The 21,874-nt window shown below is 70.2% G+C and carries 29 protein-coding genes; 17 read left to right on the top strand and 12 right to left on the bottom strand.

Translation table 11 applies throughout. From position 1 onward, the window contains the following. Positions 1-12 precede the first annotated feature (12 nt). Genes P0Y41_RS11310 through P0Y41_RS11300 form a run of 3 tightly spaced genes read left to right on the top strand, consistent with a single transcriptional unit; the run spans position 13 to position 1,488 of the window. Positions 13-486: a DUF7263 family protein gene (locus P0Y41_RS11310; RefSeq protein ID WP_284061443.1), complete on the top strand. Its 474-nt coding sequence runs from the start codon at positions 13-15 to the stop codon at positions 484-486. A 28-nt stretch (positions 487-514) separates the two neighbouring features. Then, complete coding sequence (locus P0Y41_RS11305; protein ID WP_345783208.1) at positions 515-961, top strand: DUF7262 family protein; 447 nt, start codon at positions 515-517, stop codon at positions 959-961. Continuing rightward, on the top strand, positions 958-1,488 hold the full coding sequence (locus P0Y41_RS11300; RefSeq protein WP_284061441.1) for a DUF7261 family protein: 531 nt from the start codon (positions 958-960) through the stop codon (positions 1,486-1,488). The genes P0Y41_RS11305 and P0Y41_RS11300 overlap by 4 nt, the downstream gene beginning before the upstream one ends. 51 nt (positions 1,489-1,539) lie before the next feature. On the opposite strand, the gene P0Y41_RS11295 is transcribed toward P0Y41_RS11300, so the two are convergent. Together P0Y41_RS11295 and P0Y41_RS11290 are read right to left on the bottom strand one after the other, a co-directional pair. Next, the gene (locus P0Y41_RS11295; protein WP_284061440.1) at positions 1,540-1,983 is read right to left on the bottom strand and encodes an acyl-CoA thioesterase; all 444 of its coding nucleotides are present in this window, start codon (positions 1,981-1,983) and stop codon (positions 1,540-1,542) included. Between the two features lie 238 nt (positions 1,984-2,221). Next, entirely contained in the window at positions 2,222-3,046 is an 825-nt protein-coding gene (locus P0Y41_RS11290) for a bacteriorhodopsin (RefSeq protein ID WP_390215444.1), read from the bottom strand. 335 nt (positions 3,047-3,381) lie between these two features. On the opposite strand from P0Y41_RS11290, the gene P0Y41_RS11285 reads away from it, so the two are divergent. The 7 genes from P0Y41_RS11285 (at position 3,382) to P0Y41_RS11255 (ending at position 8,312) form a co-directional block, all read left to right on the top strand. Beyond that, positions 3,382-3,666 (top strand): DUF2249 domain-containing protein, encoded by a 285-nt coding sequence (locus P0Y41_RS11285; RefSeq protein WP_284061438.1) that lies wholly within the window; start codon positions 3,382-3,384, stop codon positions 3,664-3,666. Positions 3,667-3,737: 71 nt separating this feature from the next. Then, positions 3,738-3,971 (top strand): DUF2249 domain-containing protein, encoded by a 234-nt coding sequence (locus tag P0Y41_RS11280; RefSeq protein ID WP_284061437.1) that lies wholly within the window; start codon positions 3,738-3,740, stop codon positions 3,969-3,971. A gap of 85 nt (positions 3,972-4,056) precedes the next feature. Further along, the gene (locus P0Y41_RS11275) at positions 4,057-5,343 is read left to right on the top strand and encodes a DUF6498-containing protein (protein ID WP_284061436.1); all 1,287 of its coding nucleotides are present in this window, start codon (positions 4,057-4,059) and stop codon (positions 5,341-5,343) included. 119 nt (positions 5,344-5,462) lie between these two features. Then, positions 5,463-6,749 carry a CaiB/BaiF CoA transferase family protein gene (locus tag P0Y41_RS11270; protein ID WP_284061435.1) on the top strand — a complete coding sequence of 429 codons (1,287 nt, stop codon included), beginning with the start codon at positions 5,463-5,465 and terminating at the stop codon, positions 6,747-6,749. Beyond that, positions 6,749-7,903 (top strand): thiolase family protein, encoded by a 1,155-nt coding sequence (locus P0Y41_RS11265; RefSeq protein ID WP_284061434.1) that lies wholly within the window; start codon positions 6,749-6,751, stop codon positions 7,901-7,903. Before P0Y41_RS11270 ends, P0Y41_RS11265 begins: the two co-directional genes overlap by 1 nt. After that, positions 7,900-8,118 (top strand): hypothetical protein, encoded by a 219-nt coding sequence (locus P0Y41_RS11260; protein WP_284061433.1) that lies wholly within the window; start codon positions 7,900-7,902, stop codon positions 8,116-8,118. The genes P0Y41_RS11265 and P0Y41_RS11260 overlap by 4 nt, the downstream gene beginning before the upstream one ends. Continuing rightward, on the top strand, positions 8,115-8,312 hold the full coding sequence (locus P0Y41_RS11255; protein WP_284061432.1) for a hypothetical protein: 198 nt from the start codon (positions 8,115-8,117) through the stop codon (positions 8,310-8,312). Before P0Y41_RS11260 ends, P0Y41_RS11255 begins: the two co-directional genes overlap by 4 nt. Positions 8,313-8,356: 44 nt before the next feature. Here P0Y41_RS11255 and P0Y41_RS11250 read toward each other — a convergent pair whose 3' ends face one another. Continuing rightward, positions 8,357-8,986 (bottom strand): TetR/AcrR family transcriptional regulator, encoded by a 630-nt coding sequence (locus tag P0Y41_RS11250; protein WP_284061431.1) that lies wholly within the window; start codon positions 8,984-8,986, stop codon positions 8,357-8,359. A 109-nt stretch (positions 8,987-9,095) separates the two neighbouring features. Between P0Y41_RS11250 and P0Y41_RS11245 the strand changes: the two genes are divergently transcribed. Beyond that, complete coding sequence (locus P0Y41_RS11245) at positions 9,096-10,451, top strand: amidohydrolase family protein (RefSeq protein ID WP_284061430.1); 1,356 nt, start codon at positions 9,096-9,098, stop codon at positions 10,449-10,451. Between the two features lie 50 nt (positions 10,452-10,501). Next, on the top strand, positions 10,502-11,389 hold the full coding sequence (locus P0Y41_RS11240) for a fumarylacetoacetate hydrolase family protein (protein WP_284061429.1): 888 nt from the start codon (positions 10,502-10,504) through the stop codon (positions 11,387-11,389). A gap of 89 nt (positions 11,390-11,478) precedes the next feature. Here the strand turns inward: P0Y41_RS11240 and P0Y41_RS11235 are convergent, their stop codons facing one another. Continuing rightward, the gene (locus P0Y41_RS11235) at positions 11,479-12,480 is read right to left on the bottom strand and encodes a TatD family hydrolase (RefSeq protein ID WP_284061428.1); all 1,002 of its coding nucleotides are present in this window, start codon (positions 12,478-12,480) and stop codon (positions 11,479-11,481) included. Positions 12,481-12,638: 158 nt separating this feature from the next. Between P0Y41_RS11235 and P0Y41_RS11230 the strand changes: the two genes are divergently transcribed. Together P0Y41_RS11230 and P0Y41_RS11225 are read left to right on the top strand one after the other, a co-directional pair. After that, positions 12,639-13,685, top strand: a complete 1,047-nt coding sequence (locus tag P0Y41_RS11230; RefSeq protein WP_284061427.1) for a WD40/YVTN/BNR-like repeat-containing protein — start codon at positions 12,639-12,641, stop codon at positions 13,683-13,685. 1 nt (position 13,686) lies between these two features. After that, the gene (locus P0Y41_RS11225; RefSeq protein ID WP_284061426.1) at positions 13,687-14,088 is read left to right on the top strand and encodes a DoxX family protein; all 402 of its coding nucleotides are present in this window, start codon (positions 13,687-13,689) and stop codon (positions 14,086-14,088) included. A 74-nt stretch (positions 14,089-14,162) separates the two neighbouring features. Here P0Y41_RS11225 and P0Y41_RS11220 read toward each other — a convergent pair whose 3' ends face one another. Next, positions 14,163-14,348, bottom strand: coding sequence for a hypothetical protein (locus P0Y41_RS11220; protein ID WP_284061425.1), 186 nt, complete (start codon positions 14,346-14,348; stop codon positions 14,163-14,165). 183 nt (positions 14,349-14,531) lie between these two features. Between P0Y41_RS11220 and P0Y41_RS11215 the strand changes: the two genes are divergently transcribed. Further along, entirely contained in the window at positions 14,532-14,888 is a 357-nt protein-coding gene (locus P0Y41_RS11215) for a hypothetical protein (RefSeq protein WP_284061424.1), read from the top strand. A gap of 247 nt (positions 14,889-15,135) precedes the next feature. Beyond that, on the top strand, positions 15,136-15,609 hold the full coding sequence (locus tag P0Y41_RS11210; RefSeq protein ID WP_284061423.1) for a histidine kinase: 474 nt from the start codon (positions 15,136-15,138) through the stop codon (positions 15,607-15,609). A 75-nt stretch (positions 15,610-15,684) separates the two neighbouring features. Here the strand turns inward: P0Y41_RS11210 and P0Y41_RS11205 are convergent, their stop codons facing one another. Together P0Y41_RS11205 and P0Y41_RS11200 are read right to left on the bottom strand one after the other, a co-directional pair. Further along, the gene (locus P0Y41_RS11205) at positions 15,685-16,245 is read right to left on the bottom strand and encodes a MarR family transcriptional regulator (RefSeq protein WP_284061422.1); all 561 of its coding nucleotides are present in this window, start codon (positions 16,243-16,245) and stop codon (positions 15,685-15,687) included. Positions 16,246-16,392: 147 nt separating this feature from the next. Continuing rightward, on the bottom strand, positions 16,393-17,130 hold the full coding sequence (locus P0Y41_RS11200) for an SDR family oxidoreductase (RefSeq protein WP_284061421.1): 738 nt from the start codon (positions 17,128-17,130) through the stop codon (positions 16,393-16,395). Between the two features lie 294 nt (positions 17,131-17,424). Between P0Y41_RS11200 and P0Y41_RS11195 the strand changes: the two genes are divergently transcribed. Further along, positions 17,425-17,718: a DUF8028 family protein gene (locus P0Y41_RS11195; protein WP_284061420.1), complete on the top strand. Its 294-nt coding sequence runs from the start codon at positions 17,425-17,427 to the stop codon at positions 17,716-17,718. Positions 17,719-17,750: 32 nt separating this feature from the next. On the opposite strand, the gene P0Y41_RS11190 is transcribed toward P0Y41_RS11195, so the two are convergent. The 5 genes from P0Y41_RS11190 to P0Y41_RS11170 form a co-directional block, all read right to left on the bottom strand. Next, on the bottom strand, positions 17,751-18,566 hold the full coding sequence (locus P0Y41_RS11190) for a DUF8116 family protein (RefSeq protein ID WP_284061419.1): 816 nt from the start codon (positions 18,564-18,566) through the stop codon (positions 17,751-17,753). Between the two features lie 54 nt (positions 18,567-18,620). Next, positions 18,621-19,223 carry a DUF8054 family protein gene (locus P0Y41_RS11185; protein ID WP_284061418.1) on the bottom strand — a complete coding sequence of 201 codons (603 nt, stop codon included), beginning with the start codon at positions 19,221-19,223 and terminating at the stop codon, positions 18,621-18,623. Next, complete coding sequence (locus P0Y41_RS11180; RefSeq protein ID WP_284061417.1) at positions 19,220-19,993, bottom strand: nucleotide-binding protein; 774 nt, start codon at positions 19,991-19,993, stop codon at positions 19,220-19,222. The genes P0Y41_RS11185 and P0Y41_RS11180 overlap by 4 nt, the downstream gene beginning before the upstream one ends. A gap of 60 nt (positions 19,994-20,053) precedes the next feature. Then, positions 20,054-21,520 carry a sulfatase family protein gene (locus tag P0Y41_RS11175; protein ID WP_284061416.1) on the bottom strand — a complete coding sequence of 489 codons (1,467 nt, stop codon included), beginning with the start codon at positions 21,518-21,520 and terminating at the stop codon, positions 20,054-20,056. Between the two features lie 117 nt (positions 21,521-21,637). Next, positions 21,638-21,847 carry an HVO_0649 family zinc finger protein gene (locus P0Y41_RS11170; RefSeq protein WP_284061415.1) on the bottom strand — a complete coding sequence of 70 codons (210 nt, stop codon included), beginning with the start codon at positions 21,845-21,847 and terminating at the stop codon, positions 21,638-21,640. Positions 21,848-21,874: the final 27 nt, after the last annotated feature.

Raw genomic sequence — 21,874 nt, 5'->3', positions numbered from 1 at the left:
GCCGACTCGCCGATGACCCGCCGCGAGAACGTTCTGAACGCCAGTGCGCTCGATGCGCTCACCGTCGAGCGACTGGTCGCGCTCGTGCCGCCGCTGACGGACACCACATTCGTCGTTCGTCTCGACGGTCGAGCGGTCGTCGACCGTGGCGATCCGACCGACGGCAGTTCGTTCCGCCGGATCGTTCTCGTCTCGGCGGTCGACGAGCGCACCCGAACCGTCGCCGCCGAGAGCGCGGTGACGCTCCCGCGGCGAACCGACCGCGTGCGGCTCGCCTTCGGCGAGGCGGACGTGGAGACGGTTCGCGCGAACGGACGGGTTCTCCTCCATCGACCGGGTGGACTCCGCGGTGCTGAAACAGTGTCCGTGAGCCGATCGGAGACGCTCACGCTCTCGTTCGACGCGAACGCGACCGGACCGGTCGAGGTGACCACCGCCCCGGAGCGCATCCGAAAGGCGACCCTGGAGGTGACGGTCGATGCGTGAGGAGGAACGCCGAGCACCGAGTCGAACGATGGACCGGGCGCGTCGCGCGGACCGGGTGCGCGCGGCCAGCGGCGATCGCGCCCAACTCTCGCTTCCCGTCGTCGAGGCCGCCGTCGGCGTCGCGTTCCTGCTTGCGGTCGCGGCGTCGTTCGGACTGGCGCTGCCCGCGCCGGGGACCGCGGAGGCGCAACTCGACGCGTACGCCGCCGACGCCGGGACCGTGCTCACCGAGGAGCCGCCGAGACACGTCGGCGACACGCGACTCGGTGAGGTGAGCCGATCGCCGGCGGCGTTCGAGCGCGAGCGCGGCGCGCTGCGAGACCGGGTGCGTCGGATCCTCGGAGACAACCTCCTGTTTCGCGTGGAGACGCCGCACGGCGCGGTCGGATTCGAGCGACCGAACGGCGTGGCAACCGGTCGCGCGTCGGTCGCGACTGCCGGCGGTGAAGTCGTGCTGTGGGTGTGGTACGCGTGAGCGACCGAACCGGACGGCGCAACCGCGCACAGTTGGTGCTACTCGCGGCGGCCGTCGCCGCCGCCGCGCTGGTTCCGATGGCGCTCGCGTACCTCACGCTCGGCGCACACCCGGACGTGGCTGCGACCGCCGACCGCGACACGCCGGGCGAGGACGCGCTTCGAGCGCTCGATCGAGCGGTGACGAGCGCCTCGACCGCTGTCAGTGGCTATCAGTGGAGCGAGCGCGAGCGGGCGGTCGCGGCGTTCGACGGCGCGCTCGCCGCCGACGTGCGCGGGATCGAGACCGCCCGGCTCTCGGAGACGGTCGCCGTCGACGTGACTCGAAACGGGACAGCGGCGACGGCGTGGGCGACCGCGAACTGCCCGCGTGGCCCGAATCGCGCGTTCGGTGCCTGCGAGGCGGTCGACGGCGTCGTCGTGCAAGAGCGCGCAGGCGAGACGACCCTACTCGCGGTCGGGTTCGACGTGCGCGTGACCGAACCCGAGGGCAGCGCGTCGATGACCGCCGTGCTTGCGGTCGGCTGAGCGAACGGAGTCGAGCGGCTGAAGGGAGTCGGAATGCGTTTGCTGCCTACCCTACCCGTTGTTCTCGCCCGCGAGCGCCTCGTCGCGGAGTTCGCGACACCGGTCACCGCCGACCCGCAGGTCCGGAACCGGCGTCGGGCGCATCTCGTCGTCGACCGCGACGAACACGAAGTACGACTCGGTCGTTCGCTCGCGGTCGCCGGTCCGCGGGTCCTCGCGGAACGCGCGCAGTCGAACGCGGATCGAGGTTCGTCCAGTCGCGTACGCGTACGACTCGATGACGCAGACGTCGCCGCGGGGGATCGGTCGCTCGAAGTCGAGGCTGTTGATCCGGGCGGTGACGCACGTCTCGCCCGCGTGACGCATCGCCGACATCGCGCCGACCTCGTCCATCCACTTCGCGACGTTCCCGCCGTGGGCCGTGTCGTAGTTGTTCGTGTCGTTCGGTTGGATACGCTCCCGGTTCTCGATGTACGTCTCGCTGATCGTCGTCACGGTCGGTCCGACGTGGCGCGAGCGCCTGAACCTTCCCTCGGGCCGCGGGGCCCCGGGGTAGCGAACGTCGCGGCCGCCGTCTCCGGGGCTGTCGGTCGGATTTGTCCGGACGGAAGGCACTGGGCGTCGCGCCCGGACGAGAAACGGAGACCACCGCCGGAACGCGGTAGCGCGGGCGCGTCCAGAAAACAGCGGGCGTACGCCACACGGGGCGTCGGGGGCCGTCGAGGCTTACCGATCAGTCGTCGGCGGGAGCCGTACTCGGGGCAGTGCTGGGAGCGGCGACGGTTCCCTCGTTGGCCGCGACCCACCGCAGCAGCAGGAACGCGAACACGTACTTCGCAAGGATGTCCAGCCCCGAGTACGCCCACGAGGTGAGTCCGACCGACTGGATGACGGCGAACCCCTCGACGCCGAGCGCCCACACGATCGGGTAGCCGAGCCACAGTACGACCGTCAACGCCCGCAGGGTGTCGAAGATCTCGCCGGTTCCCGCGGCGGTCGCGGCGCTGGCCCACTCGGTCAGCAGGGCGTACAGCACCACCGCGAAGAACGCACAGCTGATCAGATAGAACACCCACCGCAGGAGGTACGACGAGGTGACGAGTGCGGCCGCCAGCCCGGTGATACACATGGCGATGTCTGCGGCGATGACCGTGAACAGGCTCCCCTCGTCGACGTCGGCGAGCAGGCCGAGCGCGAGGAGGATCATCGGCGTCGACAGCGCCCACGTGAGGTATCGCCCCCACTGGCTCAGCACCTCCTCGCCGGCGAGCGCGTGGCCAGCGGGCATCTCGATCAGTCCCACCGTGAGCCCGGAGACGAGGCCCGTGTAACTGGAGATCGACACCAGCGGGATCATCAGGGTCGCCCCCCAGATCAGCTTCGCCCTGGGCGAGGACACCCGTCGTCCCATGTACACGAACAGGAGCGCGGACAGCCCCGCGAGCGCGATATTCGCCCAGAGCGAGGAACTCAACAGCACGTCACCTTGGATCCGGGAGAACACCTCTGACTGTGTTACCTGCAACGGGAGTCCGCCGTTCGGAGTTGCGACTGCTATCGACATGCGATCGTGGTACGGGCGGGAACTACATGAATCTGTCACTGGAAATAGACGATTCGCCCGGACCCGTCCGCGAACGCCGCCGGCTCCGAACGGCTCGTTTGCGAGCGCAGACGCCAGCCGAGGCTGCCGGGTCGCGGTCGGAGTTCCCGGGCGGACCCACAGCGACCCGGTCGATGCCGGCGCGGCGAACGTCATCCCACGTCAACTTCGTCGCCGACGGCCATGCTATCCGTCGCGTGAGTTCGACCGCTCGGCCACGGCGTTGGCGACCGCCCGGGGCGAACATCATCGGCCGAACGACCAATCCGGTCCGTCGCGAACGACCGAGCATGGCCCACGCCGACACCGATGCCGACGGTACCAGCGCCGGAACTGAGGCCGGATCCGCCATCGACGCCGACGCACCCCGCGTGCTCGACGTGCGCGAGACCGACGCGCCGCCGTTCGAGCCCATCACGAGCGCGCTGGCCGACCTCGAGGGCGACGGGACACTGGTAATCGTCAACAGCTTCGAGCCCGAGCCGCTGTATGCGGAACTCGATCGACTGGGGTTCACCTACCGGGCCACGCGGGCGGGCGAGAACGAGTGGCGCGTCACCGTCGAACGCGAGTGACTGACCACCGGAGCGGATCCGAAGACGTTCGGGGGGAAGGCTACCTCGCCTGCGCTCCGACGGGAGAGCACATGCCAGCAGAGACGCTCGACGTTCGTGACATCCCGCCCGCGAAGCGCCACCCGACCATCCACGACGCGTTCGCCGACCTCGACGCCGGCGAGTCGCTGGAACTGGTAAACGACCACGACCCGCAGCCGCTGTTCTACGAGTTCGACGCCGAGGTCGACGACTTCGACGCCGACGGCTACGAGGTCGAACAGCGCGGTCCCGGCGAGTTCGTCGCACGGCTCCCGAAGGAATAACCGGGCACGCTCCTCCCGCTCGTTTCCGCCTCTCGGGTTCGAGACGAACCACAGCACGTTTGCCGGTCCGCGGTGACCGCCGTGTGTGCGATCCGGCCGCTCCGATCGCTCCATCTCGCGATCCGGTCCCATCGCGGTGCTCGCGTCGAACCTCCTCACCCCGATCGGCGTCCTCGCGCTCGGGTGGTCGACGACGGTCCTGCTGGGCGTGTTCGCCCTCGACGTGATCGCCGGCGTCTGGTGGGCGATCCCGAAGATACCCTTCGCGGCCAAGCGACCGAACAACGCGCTCGACGACGACTCGCGGCTGTTCGGGCCGTTCCAGACCGCGCGCGGAGCGATCGCGCTCCCCGGACCGTTCCCGCCGGTGTACCTCCGGAACCTCCCGACGCTGGTCGTGACCGCGTGCGTCCTCGCCCCGCTGGAGACGGTCGTCGCGTTCGTCGTGTTCGCGCTGCCGGATCCAACGATCACCGACGCCGTGGCCGGACAGCTGCTGCTGGGCGGGCTGGCCGTGGTCGCCGGGCGCGGGTACGAAACGTGGGCGGACTACTTCCGCGGCGGCGGGTACCGCGATCACTCCCCGCGGTCGGTGCTCCTGGGCCCGTTCATGCACCTGTTCGCCGTCGGAGCGCTCGTGTTCGTCGCCGGGGGGCTCGCGGGGTCGGGCCTCGCCGGCGACGCCGTGCTCGGACTCGTCGTCCTGGGCAAGTTTGCGTTCGACGTCCGGACGCTCCAGATCGAGCGCGACCCCGAGCGGCGCGGGTGGTTCTACCGGCTCTACGGGAGCGCCGAGACGGAGATCGACCCCGAACCGGTCGCGGTGCCGGATGGCGACCCGCTCGCGACCGTGCGGCCGCCTCGTCGCGTCGCCGTCGCCGACGCGGCGTTCCGCGGGCTCACGTACTCGCTGTCGAGCGCGGTGCTCGTGGCGTGGGGCGGCGTCGGCTTCTTCGCCGGCATCGGGGCGTGGTCGCTGATGCCCTGGCCCGCCCTCGCGCTGCTCGCGTTCGTCGGGGTCCGGGCCGCCGGGCGATATCTCGCCTACGGAACCGTCGAGTACCGCGCCTACGACGGCGTACTCGTGGTGTACGATCGCCTGCTCAGCGAGCCGCGAGCGCGGCTCGAGGGCACCGCCGTGACCGATGCGAGCGTCGAGCGCGACCCGGTCGACCGCGCGTTCGACACCCGGACGCTGGCCGTCGACGGCGCCGACGACGATCCCGGGTCCGATATCGGTCTGACGGTGCCCGATCCCGAGGAGGTGAACGACGACGACGCGAACGCGAACCGATCGCTGCGAGTCGTCCACGTCGCCGACCCGACGCCGATCGCCGAGGCGCTCGGTGCCGCGTGGCACCTAGAGCGGTAACGCAGAGCGCCCGCTGACCGATCTACGACGCGTGTGAACGGTCGCCGAAACCTTTACCGAGCGGTAAACGAAACGGGAGGCGACGACGCTGCGGACGCTCCGCAGGACGGAACACCACAATGTCCGACACCGACACCGATTCACCATCGACGCAGGGGAAGATGCTGGAGGGCGTGAAGGTCCTCGATCTATCGACGTTCGTGACCGGCGGGTTCAGCTCGGCGATGCTCGCCAACCTCGGGGCGGAGGTGATCAAAGTCGAACAGCCGGGGTACGGCGACGCGATCCGTCACTCGGGGCCGCCGTTCATCCAAGGCGAGTCGCCCTACTACTGGACGGTGAACTACGGCAAGCAGAGCCTCGAACTCGACTTGAAGAACGACCGCGCCAAGGAGGCGTTCTACGAGTTGGTCGAGCACGCCGACGTGGTCGTCCAGAACTACCGCCCGGGCACCGCCGAGCGGCTCGACATCGACTACGACACGCTCTCTGAGTACAACGACCAACTCATCTACCTCGCGATATCCGCGTTCGGGCAGACCGGCCCCTGGGCGAAGCGCTCGGGGTACGACCTGCTCATCCAGGGGATGAGCGGCCTGATGAGCGTCACCGGCGAGGAGGGTCGCCAGCCGGTGAAGGTCGGCGTCCCGATGACCGACCTGATCACGGGGATGTGGGCGGGCTTCGGCGCGATGGCCTCGCTGTACCGCCGCGAACAGACGGGCGAGGGCGAGTACATCGATCTGGGAATGTTGGAGGCGACGCTGCCGTGGCTCACGAAGCAGGCCGGCATGGTCTTCGCCGACGAGGAGCCCAGGCGCATGGGGACGAAGGACCCCGTCCTCGCCCCCTATCAGACGTTCGAGACGGAGGACGGGTACATCAACGTCTGCATCCTCAACGAGAAGCTGTGGCACGAACTGTGTGCGGTGATCGACCGCGAGGACCTCCCGGCGGACGACCGGTTCGCGCAGAACGCCGACCGCGTCGAACACCAGGACGCCCTCGAAGCCGAGATCGAGGCGACGCTCACCGAGAAGACGACCGACGAGTGGATCGAGATCATCGCCGAGGAGGGCGGCGTCCCCGCCGGCCCGGTGTACGAGGTCGAGGAGGCGCTGAACAACCCGCAGGTCGACGCCCGCGGCGCCGTCTCGGAGATCGAACACCCAGAGTTAGGTGAGATACCGGTGATCGAGCACCCGCTGAAGTTCGCCAACGGCGAGAGCGGCTTCGACCGGGCGCCGCCGCTGCTCGGCGAGCACAACCGCGAGGTGTTCGCGGAGCTGGGCTACTCCGAGGCGGAACTCGACGAACTGGAGGCGGCGGGGATCTTCGGCGATGCCGACGCCGCGGACAGCGACGACGCGACCGGAGCGGACGGCGACGGCAGCGACGACAGCTAATGTATCAGATCGCGTTGCCCGGCGTCGGCATGACTCGATTCACGTCCGCCGACGACCGCCCGCTCGTCGACCTGGCGGCGGCTGCGTGCCGGCGAGCGGTCGACGACGCCGGCGTCGACTGCTCCGACGTGACCTCCCTGCACGCGGGCACCGCGCTGGCGGAGGCGCTGGGCCAACAGTCGGGGATCGCGAACGCCCTCGCGGGTGCGCTCGGGATCGAGGGCGTCAGCGCCGACCGCGTCGAGAACACGAGCGCGACCGGCGCGACAGCGGTCCACCGCGGGATCGAGGCGGTCGCGAGCGGCGCCTCGGAGGTCGCGCTCGTCGTCGGCGCCGAGCGGATGTCCGCCGCCGACACCTCCCGGGTGACCGACGCCATCAGCAGGCTCACGCACTCCCGCGAGTACGCGCAGGGGCTCACGCTCCCGTCGTTCGGCGGGCTGGCGGCCGGCGCGTACCTCGACCGCTACGACGCTCCGCGGGAGGCGCTGGCGGCCGTCGCTGCCAAGAACCACCGCAACGCCGTCGCCAACGAGGTCGCGCAGTTCCGCCGCGAAGTCGCCGTCGGGGAGGCGCTCGACTCGCCGGTCGTCGCCGAGCCGCTCAGGCTGTACGACTGCTGCCCGATGAGCGACGGCGCGGCCGCGGTCGTCGTGATGCGCGGCGATTCCGTTGCCGACACCGATCACGCCGTCCGAGTGACGGCCCACGCGAGCGCGACCGGTACCCACCCGGTCGCCGAGCGGCCGGACCCGCTGGCCATCGAGAGCGTCCGGGTTGCCGGCGAGCGCCTGTTCGACGCCGCGGGCGTCACCCCCGACGACGTGGACGTGGCGTGCATCCACGACGCGTTCACCGTGCTGGAGCTGATCGAACTGGAGGAACTGGGCTTCTACGAGCCCGGGACCGCATGGGAGGCGACGATGGACGGGGAGACGGCGCTGGACGGCGCGCTTCCGGTGAACCCCGGAGGCGGGTTGAAGGCCCGCGGCCACCCGCTGGGGGCGACCGGGATCTCACAGATCGTCGAACTCGTGTGGCAGTTGCGCGGCGACCTCTCCGACGAGCGGCGCGTCGACGGGGCCGCGCGGGGGCTCGCGATCAACGTCGCCGGGTTCGGGAACAACAGCGTTTGCACGATGCTCGAAGCATGAGCGGGCACGACCGCGGGCCGGGGACGAGGGCCGACGACTGCGGATCGGGGGCGGGAGCCGACGACCGCGACGGCGATCCACCGGCCGACCGCGCGTTCGGCTGTCGCGAGTGCGGGCGCCGCTGGTACTACACCAAGCCGCAGTGCCCCGACTGCGGGAGCGAGCCGTCGTCGCACGCGACTGCGGAACTCGGTGAGGAGCGGTGCGGGCCGTGACCCGCGTCGAGGTGACGCCCGGCGACGTTCGAGCGCCGAATCGGCTCGCGCTGGCCGACTTCGACGGCGTGCGTCTGATCGCGCAGGTCGACGGCGAGGCGGCCGTCGGCGACCGCGTCGCGTTCGCGGGGGCGTTCGACCTCCGCGACGGCGACGACGAGAGACAGCCGCGGCTGCGGGTGATCGACGAGTGAGCGCGAGCGCACGGGGAGCAGGCGGTCGTGCCGGGGGAGACCGATCAGTCGTCGGAGTCGACGCCGTCGGCGACCAGCGAGTCGACGACGAACTCGTCGATGGAGCGCCACGCCTGTTCGGGGGCGTCCTCGTGACCCAGCGAGAGCTTGCGGCCGCGGGCGGCGTGGATGATGTCGGTGATGAGCTGGCCCGCCCGCTCGGGGTCGGTCTCGCGGAAGACGCCCCGCTCGATGCCATCCTCGACGACCTCGGTGATGCTGCCGCGGATGCGGCCGTAGTGCTCGTTGAAGATGGCGCGGTGTTCCTCGTCGTTCTGTGCGTGGGTGAACAGCTCGTGGTACACTTTCATCCGGTCCCAGTGGGAGAACTCCTCGAACCCGGGGCCGAACAGGCACTGGTGGACGCGGGCCTCCAGTTCCTCCCGCGGCGGGGCGTCGCCGTCGACCTCGACGCTCCCCTCGTACTGGTCGATGATGTACTCGAGGAAGCTCGACATGAGGTCCTGCTTCCCCTCGTAGTGGTAGTGGATCACCTGGCGCGTCATCTCCATCTCCTCGCCGATGTCGCGCATGCGGAGGGCGGAGTAGCCGTGCTCGCTGAGGGCGCGGAACGTCGCCTCCATGATATCCTCGCGAGTGTCCGCGGGAACGGACCCCTCGTCCGACTTGCTCATTGCCGGGAGATTGCGCCGAGCCACATATAGCACTTTGTCTCGCCGCGGCCGCCCGTGGTTTACCAGATGGTAATACTTTCATACCCACACACCCATGTTGTCGATGGACATGGCACAAACGATCATCAAGGATGGCACGATCGTCACCCTCGACCCGGACATCGGCGAGGTCGACGGCGGCGACGTGCTGATCGAAGACGGCGAGATCGTCGAGGTCGGCGAGGACCTCTCGGACGCGAACGCCGACGTGATCGACGCCTCGGGGAAGATCGTCTTCCCCGGACTCGTCGACTCACACATTCACCTCGCACAGACCCAAGTCAGGGGCATCGCCGGGGACTGGTCGCTGATGAACGAGTACTTCGACCACATGCTCGGCAACATCACCGGGCTCTACCGACCCGAGGACATGTACCTCGGCGGCCTCTTCGGCGCCTTCGAGAAGCTGTACACGGGAACGACCACCGCCCTCGACTGGTCGTACCCCAACACGCTCGAACACGGCGAGCGAGCCGTCGACGCGCTGCAGGACGCCGGGTTGCGCGCCGTGTACACCTACGGCCCGCCGGGCGACGACGCGGCGAAGTGGTGGTACGACAGCGACGTCGGGCTCCCGGAGGAGAACATCCGCGAGCTCAACGAGGAGAAGATCCGCGACGACGACCTGCTCAGCCTGGCGCTCGGGCTCCGAGGACCGGATTTCTGCACCGACGAGACGGCTCGTGCCGACCTGGAACTCGCGCGGGAGTTGGACGCGCTCTCGACCATCCACATGGGCGCCGCGCAGTGGACCTCCTCGGAGTACAACCCCGAGTACCAGGGCTTCGGCGCCCTCACGGACATGCTCGGCCCGGACGTGAACGTCGCCCACGGGAACCACTTCACGCAAGCGGACATCGACCACGCCGTCGAGCAGGGCGTCTCCTTCTCCTCGACGCCGGAAGTCGAGATGCAGATGGGCCACGGCATCCCCGTCACCGGGAAGGTGCTGGAGGCGGGCGGGCGCCCGACGTGGGGCGTCGACGTCTGCTCGAACATCAGCGGCGACATGGGCAGCCAGATGCGGATCGGGATGCAGGTCCAGCGGATGTTCCGCAACCAGGAGGTCCTCGAGACCGGCGAGGAGGTCACCGAACTCGGGCTCACCGCCCGCGACACGCTGGAGATGGCGACGATCGAGGGCGCCCGCGCGCTCGGGCTGGACGACGAAATCGGGACGCTCACGCCGGGCAAGCGCGCGGACCTCGTGGTGCTCGACGCGAACGACTTCATGACCGCGCCGTCGCACTCGGCGGTGCAGACGATCGTCTTCCAGTCTGACCCCTCGCACATCGACACCGTGCTCGTCGACGGCGAGCCGGTCAAGCGGGACGGCGAGCTGACGAACGACCTCGTCCACTCCGAGTTCGACCGGTTCGTCGAATCGGGCTACCGACTCATCGACGAGGCCGGGATCGACCTCTGAACCGGGCACGACGACAGCAGGCTCCCCACCGAACGCGTTCACAGACACACATGCGATTTGGACAATACAGCACACCCGAGGGCGACGCCGCGTGGACCGGCGCCGTCCTCGACGACGACACGATCGTTCGCCTCCCGGAAGCCGGCGCGGCTGCGGGGGTCGAGATTCCGGACGGGACCGTTGACCTGCTCGCGAACTGGCAGTGGCGACGAAAGGCCGAGCTGGCCGTCGAGTACGCCGAGGAGACCGGCACCGGCCTGTACGACGCCGCCGAAGTGAACAGGCACGCGCCCGTGAGCGACCCCGAGAAGGTGGTCTGCGTCGGGCTGAACTACCGCGATCACGCCGAGGAGGGCGGCAACGAGATCCCCGAGACGCCGGTGTTGTTCTCGAAGTTCCCGACGACCGTCGCGGGCCCGGACGACGCGATCGGCTGGGACCCCGACTACACACAGAAGGTCGATTACGAGGCGGAACTCGTCGTCGTGATCGGCGAGGAGGCCCGCCGCGTTGACGAGGACGAGGCGATGGAGCACGTCGCGGGCTACCTCGTCGGCAACGACGTGTCCGCCCGCGACCTCCAGCACGGCGACGGCCAGTGGGTCCGCGGGAAGAGCCTCGACGGGTTCGCCCCGGTCGGGCCGGAGCTGGTGACGGCCGACGAGGTCGACGACCCGCACGACCTCGACATCTACGCCGAGGTGAACGGCGAGCGCCTGCAGGACTCCTCGACCGACCAGCTCATCTTCGGGATCGACGAGCTGGTCTCCTTCTGTAGTCAGGCGTTCACGCTGAATCCCGGCGATCTCATCTTCACGGGGACGCCGCCGGGCGTCGGCGTCTACCGCGAGCCGCCGGTGTTGCTGGAGGACGGCGACACCGTCACGATCGGCGTGGAGGGACTGGGCGAACTGACGAACGACTGCGAGTATCGGTAGGCGACGGCGATACTCCGGTCGAGCGAGGCGAACCGCGATCCGACCGCGACGGTGTCAACCTGGGCCGACCCGCGGACCGCGATCCGTTCTTACTCCCCGAACCCGAGCACCTGCTTCGGATTCTCCCACACGACGGTCCGGATGTCCTCCACGTCGATGCCGTAGCGGTACAGTTCGAACATCGCCCGCTTGATCGCGTACGGGTCCGTTCGGAGGACGTTGGCGCAGTCGGTGTCGATCATGATCCGCTCGGGGCCGTACTCGTCGATCGCGTTCGCGACGGTCGCGGCGTCGACGCCGACGAGCCACGAGTGGCCGATAGTGTAGCTGAGGTAGCAGTCGGTCTCCTCCATCAGGTACGCCGTGTTGTTCTCGTCGGCGTGGGAGGCGATCACCCGGTCTTCGGGGAGGCCGGCGTCGTGGGCCGCCTCCACGTCGATCTTCACGGCTTCCAGCGCGGGGTTGTCGCCGTCGATCACGGGTTCGGTCCCCAGTCCGGGGTTCTTCTCGTAGCCCGGGGTGCCGAGTTCGGGGCGGTAGGAGCGCTTCGCCGGCGGCGACGTGTTCGGCGTGTGGAGGATCGCCGGGAGGTCGTGGTCGGCGGCGATCGCCAACTGCGCCTCGACGACGGCGCGCTGCTCGTCCAGGTCCCACGCCTCGACGTGTTGGCTCGGCGTAACGCCGGTCTCGCCGACGACCGCGACCTCGTCAAGCTCGCAGTACTCGTCCATCGCCGACAGCACCGCGTCGGGGTCCTCGATCCGGACGCCGGTGTGGACGCCGAGGCCGAGCCTCGCCTCGAAGAAGTGGTTGCGCTCGATAGCCGCGCGGCGGTTGATTGCGTCGTCCCAGAGGTACCGGATGTCCGACGCGCGGACGGGCTTGTACGGCGTCCAGTGGTAGCCCGAGGAGACCATCACCATCCCGGCACACCCCGAGAGGGCGTACCGCTCGCGGTCCTCGTACGAGAGCGTGTGCGCGTGATTGTGGCCGTCGATCCAGGGCGTGTTCAACAGCTCCGTCGGCAGGTCGAGATCCTCGTTCAGGTACGTCGCGTCCGTCGGGCGAGCGGTGGGGTAAGTGTCGGTCATGGGAAGTGGGTCACACGGTGTCGGGTATGGGGTACCGGGTGCGGCACGTGGGGCGGCGTGGGAGCCGCCGGAGTCGGTGCATCGACGATGATCGCGGCGGCACTTAGCGGTTTACAGTTTGGTAAATATTTATTATCTGGGGTGCGTTGCCACTCGATATGTCACTGTTGATCGGAACCGACGCGGGGCTGTACCGCGTCGACGACGTTCCGTTCGAACGAGACGATCCGGAGCACGTGCTGGAGTGCGGTGTCGTCACCGCGGTCCGCACGTTCGATCACGCCGAGGGCGTGTTCGTGGCCTCCTCGGAAGGGGCGTTCCGGTCGACCGACGGCGGCGACACCTGGACCGATCTCGGCGTCCCGCTCGGCGACCGGTTCTGGCACGCCGGGCAAAGCGAGGTGTGGTCGATCCTGGCGACCCGCGACGGCGCGTGGTACGCCGGCACCAACGACCCGTACGTGTTCCGCTCGGTCGACGAGGGCGAGACGTGGTCGGAGCTGAAGGGCTTTCGCGACCTCCCCTCGCGGGGCCACTGGGAGTCGCCGATCGATCCTCACTACGCCCGGTTGCGCGCGCTCGAAGCCGTGCCGGGCCGCCCCGAGCGCCTCATCGCCGGCGTCGAGGCCGGCGGGATCCACCTGAGCGACGACGCGGGACAGACGTGGCGCGACCGCCGCGACACCATCGTCGACGACATCCACCAGATCCTCCCCATCTCCGAGGACGTGTGGCTCGCGACGGCGGGCTATCTGGACCACGACCTGGAGAACCTCGGCCTCGGCCACGCGGTCGGCGAGGGCGGCCTCTGGCGGACGACCGACGCCGGCGACTCGTGGAGCCGGGTCGACACCGGAAACGACTTCTCGTACATCCGCCGGGTGTTCGTCCACGACGGGACGGTGTTCTTCTGCGGCGGCGAGGAGGCGCCGCCCGCGTGGGTGAACGACGAACACGAGACGGCGCTGTTCGAGTCGACCAACTTCGGGCGCGACTTCGAGCGCGTGCCGTACCCCGGCGAGCCCCACGAGGTGATCGAGACGTGGACCGTCCACGAGGGCGACGTGCTGTGCGGCTCGGGGCTGTTCGACGTGCCCGACGCCCGCGACGACGTGGAGGGCCGGATCATCCGCCGCGGCGACGACGGCGAGTACCAGACTGTCGGGCGCGTCGAGACGAACGTGAGCCGGATCGAGGCGATCTGAGATGGGTGGCGACGCTCCCTCCCGACTCGGCCGACTCATGTACGCCGGGATCCTCGCGTACATGGCGATCGACGGCTTCCGGAACAACGACAAGCGCGTGGGGATCGCAGAGGAGAAGGGGGTCCCGATGCCCGACGTCATGGTTCCGTTCGCGACGGGGATGCTGCTCGTCGCGAACGTCGGGATCCTCCTGTGGCGGTTCCCCCGACTCGCCGCGGGCGCGGTGCTCGTGTTCTTCGCGAGCACGACGCCCGTCATCCACGACTTCTGGACGCAGGAGGGCGGCGAACGCCAGGGGAACAAGATCAACTTCCTGAAGAACGTCGCGCTGATGGGCTGTGCGGTGCTCCTCCTCGAGGCGGCGGACGACCCCGACGGCGAGATCGAAGCCGAGGACGCCTGATCGGGCTGCGCCTCCCCGACAGCGACGGGTCACGCGTCACACCCCGCCTGATCGACAGCGGTTCTCGCCTCGGGTCAGGCGGGCCGCGCCGAGAACCGCTCTGCGATCTCCAGGGAGACCGTCGGATCGGCCTCGAGCGCGTCGAGACACGCCCGACAGACCGGTCGGTTGCGGAACGACCGCGGCGGCGACACGTCGCTCGCGCGTGCCACCGCCTCCGCGCCGGTACAGGTCCGCCAGATCGCGCATTCGATCCCCATAGCGCGAGTATTGATAACGTGTGACAATAAGGTTGCGCCCGCTATCGCGATCCGAGACAGAGGCGACGCCGACAGTCGTTCGCGCCGACGACGAGAGAGATTGGATAAAAGCACCGCCCGAGCGCGCCGCCGCCGCACGGCCACAATCGAGTTAACCGTCGGCTTGCGGTACAGTCATTCGCCATGACGAACGCAGCCATCATCATTCTGGCAGGGACTGACGGACACGAGAATCTCGGTCGCCTCGCGAACGGGCTGGAGGCGGCCAAGGAGTTCGCCGAGAACGACGGCGACGAACTCGAACTCATCTTCGACGGCGCGGGGACGCAGTGGATCCCCGAACTCGAGGACGAGGACAGCGATTACCACGAACTCTACCAGACGGTCCGCGACGACACGTCGGTCTGTGACTACTGTTCGGGCGCCTTCGGCGTCGAGGACGCCGTCGCGGAGTCCGGGCTCGCCACGCTTGACGACCACGACGGCCACCCCAGCATCCGGAGTCTCGTCGACGACGACTACGAGATCATCACGTTCTGAGGTCGGGAGTCGCGGGACTGACGCGCCGACCGACGAGCGGTCGGCGTCGCGACCCGCGGACCTGCCGTCGGTCAGTTCTTCGACGCGCCCGCAGCGGCGGACACGCTCGCAGCGGCAGCCACACGCGACGGCGACGAGGGAAATCGCCGAAGCGGCCGACCTCCTATATCAATCCGTCGCCGTCGCGTCGGCGCTCCGAACAGCCGACGGGCCATGATGTACGTGAGCGAATGATTTCGGGGTGCGCATGTCGACGACAACCGAGACCACACACGGAACCGAATCGCTACCCGGAAACTGGCGCGCCGGTGTCGTCGGCGGGATCGCCGGCGGCCTGGTCATGGGGGCGCTGATGCTCGCGATGAACGCGGCGGTGATCGCGGTGGCGATCCCGTCGCTGTACGGGCTCGCGCCGCCGCCGAACACGGGCGTGGGGATGGTCGTTCACGTCTCACACGGGGCAGTACTGGGTGTCGCATTCGCCGGGATCGCCGGCGCCCTCGACCTCGACTCGACCGGCGAGGTCGCCGGGCTCGGTGTCGGTTGGGGCGTCGCCGTCTGGGTCGTCCTGGCCGCGCTGCTCATGCCGCTGTGGCTGGGTGCGGTGGGGTCGCCGGCGAGCCCGCCGTTCCCCAACTTCGCGCCGCCGTCGCTCCTGTGGCACGCGGTCTACGGCTTGGTCCTGGGAGGCGCCTACGTCGCCGTCGACGGCTCGATCTGATCCACCGGTTGGATCGGGGGCGATCGAGTCGCCGATCGGCTTGGTCCGCTGATCGGCTCGGCCCGATCCCGGCGGCTACGGCTCTCGGAAGACGGTCCACTCGGTCGCCGACCCGGCCTCCGCGATCGCCTCGACCTTCTCGCGGCTCAGGTCGTCGATGCGGTCGGCCGCGCCGGCGGCCCACTGAAGGAACGACTCGCGGAAGCGGCGCCGGACCGTCCCGGGCGACTTCGGCGAGTAGACGTACGCGTCGCCGCCGCGGTCGAGGATCTGTCTGCGCTTCTCAACGACGCCCAGCGCCGCGAGGTGGTTGAGGTGGCGGGCCACGACGCTGCGGTCGTAGCCGACGCGCTCGGTCAGCTCCGCGACGGTGAGGGTCCCGTCCTCCATCACGCACAGGCACACGTCCAACTCCGCCGGCGACATCCCGAACACGACCCGGAGGAGGTCGTCCAGATCCGGCCCAGGAGGGTCGTCGGAGTCCGACGCCGGCGGCGACCCGTCGCCCGGGCCGTTGGCGTGCCGGCCCGCCGGGGTCATCGCGGACCCGCAACACCGGATTTCGTCCCCGCCGACCGCGAGGGCGTCACAGTCGGTGCACTCGACCAGCCGGTGGGCGTTGTCCGTCCTGTCCATGGTCGAATCCTCACGGAACGGACGAAAGAATCGATCGCGGATGGACAGCCGCGGCGAGCAACCGCCCCGTGTCGGGGTGTTTCATCGGCGCTTCCCCGACGGTGACGCCGTCGGTCGTCGCTTCGCGCGGGCGCCGCGCGGCCGCCGCTACCACCCGGAGAACTTGTCGCGCCGGTAGAGGTCCAACTCGCTGACGGTGTCGGTCCCCTCCTGCGAGAGACAAAAGCGGATCCCGTCGGCGATGGCGTCGGGGTCGGTCACGTCCTCGGACTCGAACTGTTCCTCGAACGACGCGCCCTGTTCGCTGGCGAACTCGGTGCGAACCTCGGTGGGGTTGATCACGCTGACGGCGACGCCGTCGGGGCCGACGCTCCCCTCCAGACTGTGGGCGAACCCGCGCACCCACCACTTGCTCGCGGCGTACACCGGATTGGTGGGTCGGGGGTACTCGCCGGCGAAACTGGCGACGAACACGAGGGTTCCGTCGGACTCGCGAAGCTGCGGCAGTGCCGCCCGCGCCGTGTGGAAGGCGCCGTCGACATTCACGTCCATCATCGTGCGGTAGTCGTCCATCGACATCGAATCGAGGTCGCCGTCGAGGCCGACGCCGGCGTTGACGACCACGCCGTCGAGGCCGTCGAGCGCCTCCGCGGCCCCCTCGACGAACGCGTCGACCTGCTCGCGCTCGGTCACGTCGACCGCGGTCGCCTCCACGCTCACGCCGTGTGCTGCTTCCAGTTCGGACGCGAGGTCGGTTAGCCGGCCCTCGCGTCTGGCCCCCAGCGCCAGATCGACGCCCGCCGCCGCGAGCGCCCGCGCCGTCGCCGCGCCGATTCCCGAACTCGCGCCCGTGATAGCGACCGCGTCGCCGTCGATGTCTCGCATGGACGGGCGGTCGATCCGGGAGGGCAAAAGTGGGTCGGCAGCGCGGCGCCGGAACACGTGAGACGATCGCTCCCGCCAACTGTCGGAGGAGAGACGGGAACAAATGTGAGACGGGGGCCGGGCCGAAAACGGACGAGCGCCCCGAATAAACGGTCTACGCCGATCTGAAACGGTCGTGAACGGACGGATCTCCCGTCAGATTTGGATGCAAACAGTCGTGAACCGAGCGAAGCGCCCGCAACGGTCTGGCGGGTATAGGTGGTCGGGGCGCCAGCGTTCAGGTACGCCCGACCCATGTCCACGACCGATCGAACACCCTCCATTCCCTCGCCCGGTGCCGACGACGTGTCGGCGCCGCAGTTCGCCCGCCGAGCGGCCGACCACGCGACCGCCACGCTCGACCGAACCGCTCGCCTCTGCGAGACGGCCGCCTTCTGGCTCGCCGCCCTTCTCCCGCTGGCGTACCTCCCGGCGCTCGCATCGAGCGCCGCCTCGACGCGACCGCTCCTCGTCGCCGGACTGATCGTCGCCCACGCGACCGCGCTGGTGCTGGGTCGCGGCCACGCGAGCGACGCGGCCGACCGCTGACGGGTCCACGACCGACCGGGTCCCGGCTGCGGTCACCCGCGGTCCGCGCGGTCGAGCCGGCGCCGTTCCTCGCGGAGAATTCGCTCCCAGGCCCCGAACAGCGCCGAGTTCAGCCGATAGCTCGTGTCGACGTCCCGGACCCACGCATCGTCGGCGAACAGCAGCCGCTGGAACCGACACACGTCCGGCGAGAGGTCCTCCCGGCGGCCGGTGTAGTAGGCGGCGGACTCGCGAACCGTGCGCTCGACGAGGTCCGCCGGCACCACGATCCCGGCGGCGCCGGCGACGTGTGCGAACCACTCCGTGTGCAACACGGCGTCCGCAAGCACGAACGATCGCTCGAACGCCTCGATCCCACCGGCGTCGCGCACGGCGGCGACCGCGTCGGCGCCGACGGCGAGGCCCGACGGCGGCGTGAACTCGGGCTCTCGACCCGGCGTCGCGTGGTCAGTACGACCGTCGCCCGCACCGCCGTCGCCGGTGGCGGTGCGATCGCGAAACGGCCGCGCCACCCGGCGGAGGCGACGCGCCGCGAGCGCCACCGGCCCGGCGAGCGCGAGCCGATACCACCGTGGAGTGTACGCCAGGAACGGCCGGCCGAAGGCGGCGTCGCCGAGGTACGTCGCGGCGACGACCCCCGCCGTCGCGGGCGACAGATCGGTCCGCCCCTCGCTGAGGGCGACGACCGTCTGCCCCGGCTCAGCCACCGGGTCGCGGCCGGTCGCGTCGGCGCCGTCGCGGTCGAACCCCATGCCTGCGGCGACCCGGTCGGTGTACTCGGCGCCCGCCCGGTACCACTCGGCGAAGTCCGCCGTCTCGCGGGCGGCCAAGAGTCGGAGCAGCGTCACTGCCCGACTGAGGGGCTCGGCGACCGTAGCTGCCCCGGTTCCGCCGCGACCCGGCTACTCCGCGAGCTGATCGGCGAGCCCCCACTCGTCAGCGCGAGCCCGCGCTTCCGCCCGCGCCTCGCGGCGAACCGCCTCGACGCGCTCCTCGTCGGCGAGAAACGCCGCCAGCGCGTCGTGGTCACCGCCGGCGCCGCGGCGCTCCGGCGGCGCGGCCGCTCGGGTTCGCTCAGCGAGCGCCTCGTCGCCCGTGAGTTCGCGGGCCGGCGCCCCGGGGGCGACCCGGAAGGGCTCGCTGTGACCGTCCGAAGTGTCGTGTAGCGGCGCCAGCGCGTCGGCGGGGAGCCGGTATCGCTCCACGCGAACGGGCGTCGTTCCCGCGAGCGCCGCCAGCGCCGCCGGGCCGTCGGCGTCGCCGCCGGCGTCGTACGCCAGGACGGGGACCCCGTCCGCGAGCGTGATCACGGCCTCGCCCCCGTCGGCGCCCAGCAGGGCGTCGCCGGGCTCCAGTCGGAGATACCCGGTGAGTCCGTCCTCGAGCGACGCCGCCAGCGGGGCGGCGAAGTCGGTGGCGACGCGGGCGCCGACGAGGTCGCCGCGGGGGAGGTGTTCGCGGACGGGCGCGGTCGCGGGCGGCGTCGATCCGTTGGCCCCGGTCATGGGCGCTCGGGGACGACCGCGCTCCGGAAGCGGTCGGCGACCTCGCCGGCGGCGTTGGGCCGCGGGTCGATCCCGGCGGCCGCCGCGCGGTACGCCTCGGCGGCCTCGCTGTCGGGCGCGTGTGCTACCAACGGCTCGCCGGCGTCGCGAGCGGCCCGGGCGGCGTCGCTCTCGGGGATCGACCCGAGCGTCGGTCCGTCGAAGTAGCGCTCGGCCTGGTCGCCGACTGCGCCGAGGTCGCCGCGGACCTTGTTGAATAGCACGCCCGCGATCCCCGTGCCGTAGGAGGCGGCGTACTCCTGCACCTTCAGCGCGTCTGAGAGCGCTGGGATTGTCGGCTGGGTGACGACGACCACGCGGTCGGCGAGCACGATCGGCAGGACCGCCGACTTGGACGCGAGCGTCGCCGGCGAGTCCAGCAGGAGCACGTCCGTGTCCGCGGCGAGTTCGGCGACGACCGCCCGCAACCGGGCCGGGTCCGACCGCTCGAACCCCGCGAGGCTGGTGCCGCACGGGACCACGCGCATCCCGTGACGCTCGTACGTGGCGTCGGTGACGTCGACGCCGTCGGCGCCCTCCGGGGCGAGCAGGTCCTGAAGCGTGACTGGGGCGTCCGCGAGTCCGGCGTGAAACAAGAGGTTCGCCATGCCCGTGTCGGCGTCCACGACGGTCACGTCGTACCGCCGTGCGAGCGCCATCCCGAGCGCGAGCGTGGAGGTGGTCTTGCCGGTGCCACCTTTCCCGCTCGCCACCGCGAACGCCTCGACCATACACCCGCTGTCTCGGGTTCGTACAAATACGTTCGGATCAGCCCGCGTGAAATCTAGCCGTCAGCGGTAGCCGAGCGCGTCGAGTCGGCGTCCGATCTCGTCGGGCACCTCGTCGTCCGCGTCGGTCGCCTCCCCCTCGCCGTCGTGACCGCCGGTGTCATCTCCGGTCCCCACGTCGCCGGCGTCGGAGAGAAGCGCGAGGCGATCGTCGGCCGCGCGTTCGAGGTCGCGAAACGCGTCGGCCGGAACGCGGTCGTGGTCGACCGGGTCCCGCTCTCCGGGGTCACGCTTGCGGTCGAATACGCGGACCTCACCGTCCGGTTCGCGGATGTACGTCCACTCGCGGGTCCGGGCCGAGACGAGCGGCGTGCCGTCGCCGAGCCGGCGGGGGATGGGCTGGCTCGTCACCGACTCGCCGCGCAACGCGATCGAGGTGACCGGCCCGCGCTCGGGCGGAGTGGCTTCGGTCACCGTCGGCAGGAGGCTCTCGCCGGCGAACGCCGCGGGCGCCTCGACCCCCAGCGCGTCGCAGACGGTCGGCGGAACGTCCCGAAGCGGCACCGGCGCCGACTCGCGTCGGGCCGGCGCACCCGGGTGGTCGACGATGAACGGAACGCGGACGAGTTCATCGTACAGCTTCGGGTAGTGCGCGAGGTGGCCGTGGTCGAGGAACTCCTCACCGTGGTCACCCGCCAGTATCACGGTGGTCTCGTCGCGCAGCCCCGCCGCCGAGAGCTCCCCGAGCACGCGCTCGACAGACTCGTCGACCTGCCGGGCCGCAGCGTCGTACAGCGCCCGTAGGGTGCGGAGCGTCCCCTCGTCGACCTCCTTGCCGAGCCCGGCGCGGAGGTGCCCGAGCAGCGTCTGGAACGACCCGATCTCGCCGTCGGTGACCGCGCGGACGTGCCGCGGCGCGGGGACGTACGGCGTGTGCGTGTCCATGTAGTGGAGCCACAGGAAGAACGGCTGATCGTCGTCCGCGGCGGCGGCGTCGACCGCGTCGAGCGCCCGGCGTTCGAGCGCGTGGAGGTGCGACGTGTCGACCGCGTGGCGGCGCTCGTGTCCGCGGAGGCGCGCGGCCGCGTTGCCGAGCGGCCAACCGAGGTACTGCACCCAGCCGTTGACCGTCGGGTGGGTGGTGAGAAAGCGCCCGACGGGCGTGCGGGCGCCGTCGAGGAACGACTCGAACGCGTCGAAACCGCGGTCGTAGCCGTAGTACTCCGTGAGAAAGCCGTTTCCGGCGTTGACGCCGGCGGTGCGCACGCCTGCCGACGACAGGGCCTCCGCGAGCGTCGGATCGGCGGCCGGTCCCGGCGTCGATGCGTCGGCGAACACCGGGCGCGCACCGAGGAGGTCGGGAAACGAGAAGGGCGTCCAGTTGCCGCCCGCGACGGCCGTCTCGAAGGCCGTCCCGCGGCGTGCGAGCTCGCGCAGCGTCGGCGTGTGCGGGCCGAGTGCGTCGGCGCGCAGCGAATCGACCGTTATCAGGAGGACGCCGCGTGAGGGCGAGTCGCCTGCGGGTGTCACAGCCGCTCTTGGAGGGAATCGCGCCTAAGCGTTACTATCGTCGGCCGACAGATCCAGCGGTCATCGACGGCCCAGTCGCCGCCGGCCGACGCGGTCGCGACGGCCCGCCCGCGGCGACTATCGCGCGCCGTCGAGCCGGAACACACGCGTCTCGACGGCCGCACAGCGAGGACAGCTGTGCCTGTAGACGAGCTGTCGCTCGCGGTAGGCGGTCTGCCAGTCACCGCCGTTGTCGGTGTAGCCGCACTCCGGACAAGTGGGCGCCTCCCGGAGGCGGTCGCGGTACACGTCGAGCGCGGTCGTCCCGCCGGTTCCTCGGGCTGCCATGTCATATCACACCGCACGGACCTGGTT

Source organism: Halobaculum halobium (genome assembly GCF_030127145.1).
GTDB lineage: Archaea > Halobacteriota > Halobacteria > Halobacteriales > Haloferacaceae > Halobaculum > Halobaculum halobium.
This window is presented reverse-complemented; position numbering and strand designations above follow the sequence as displayed.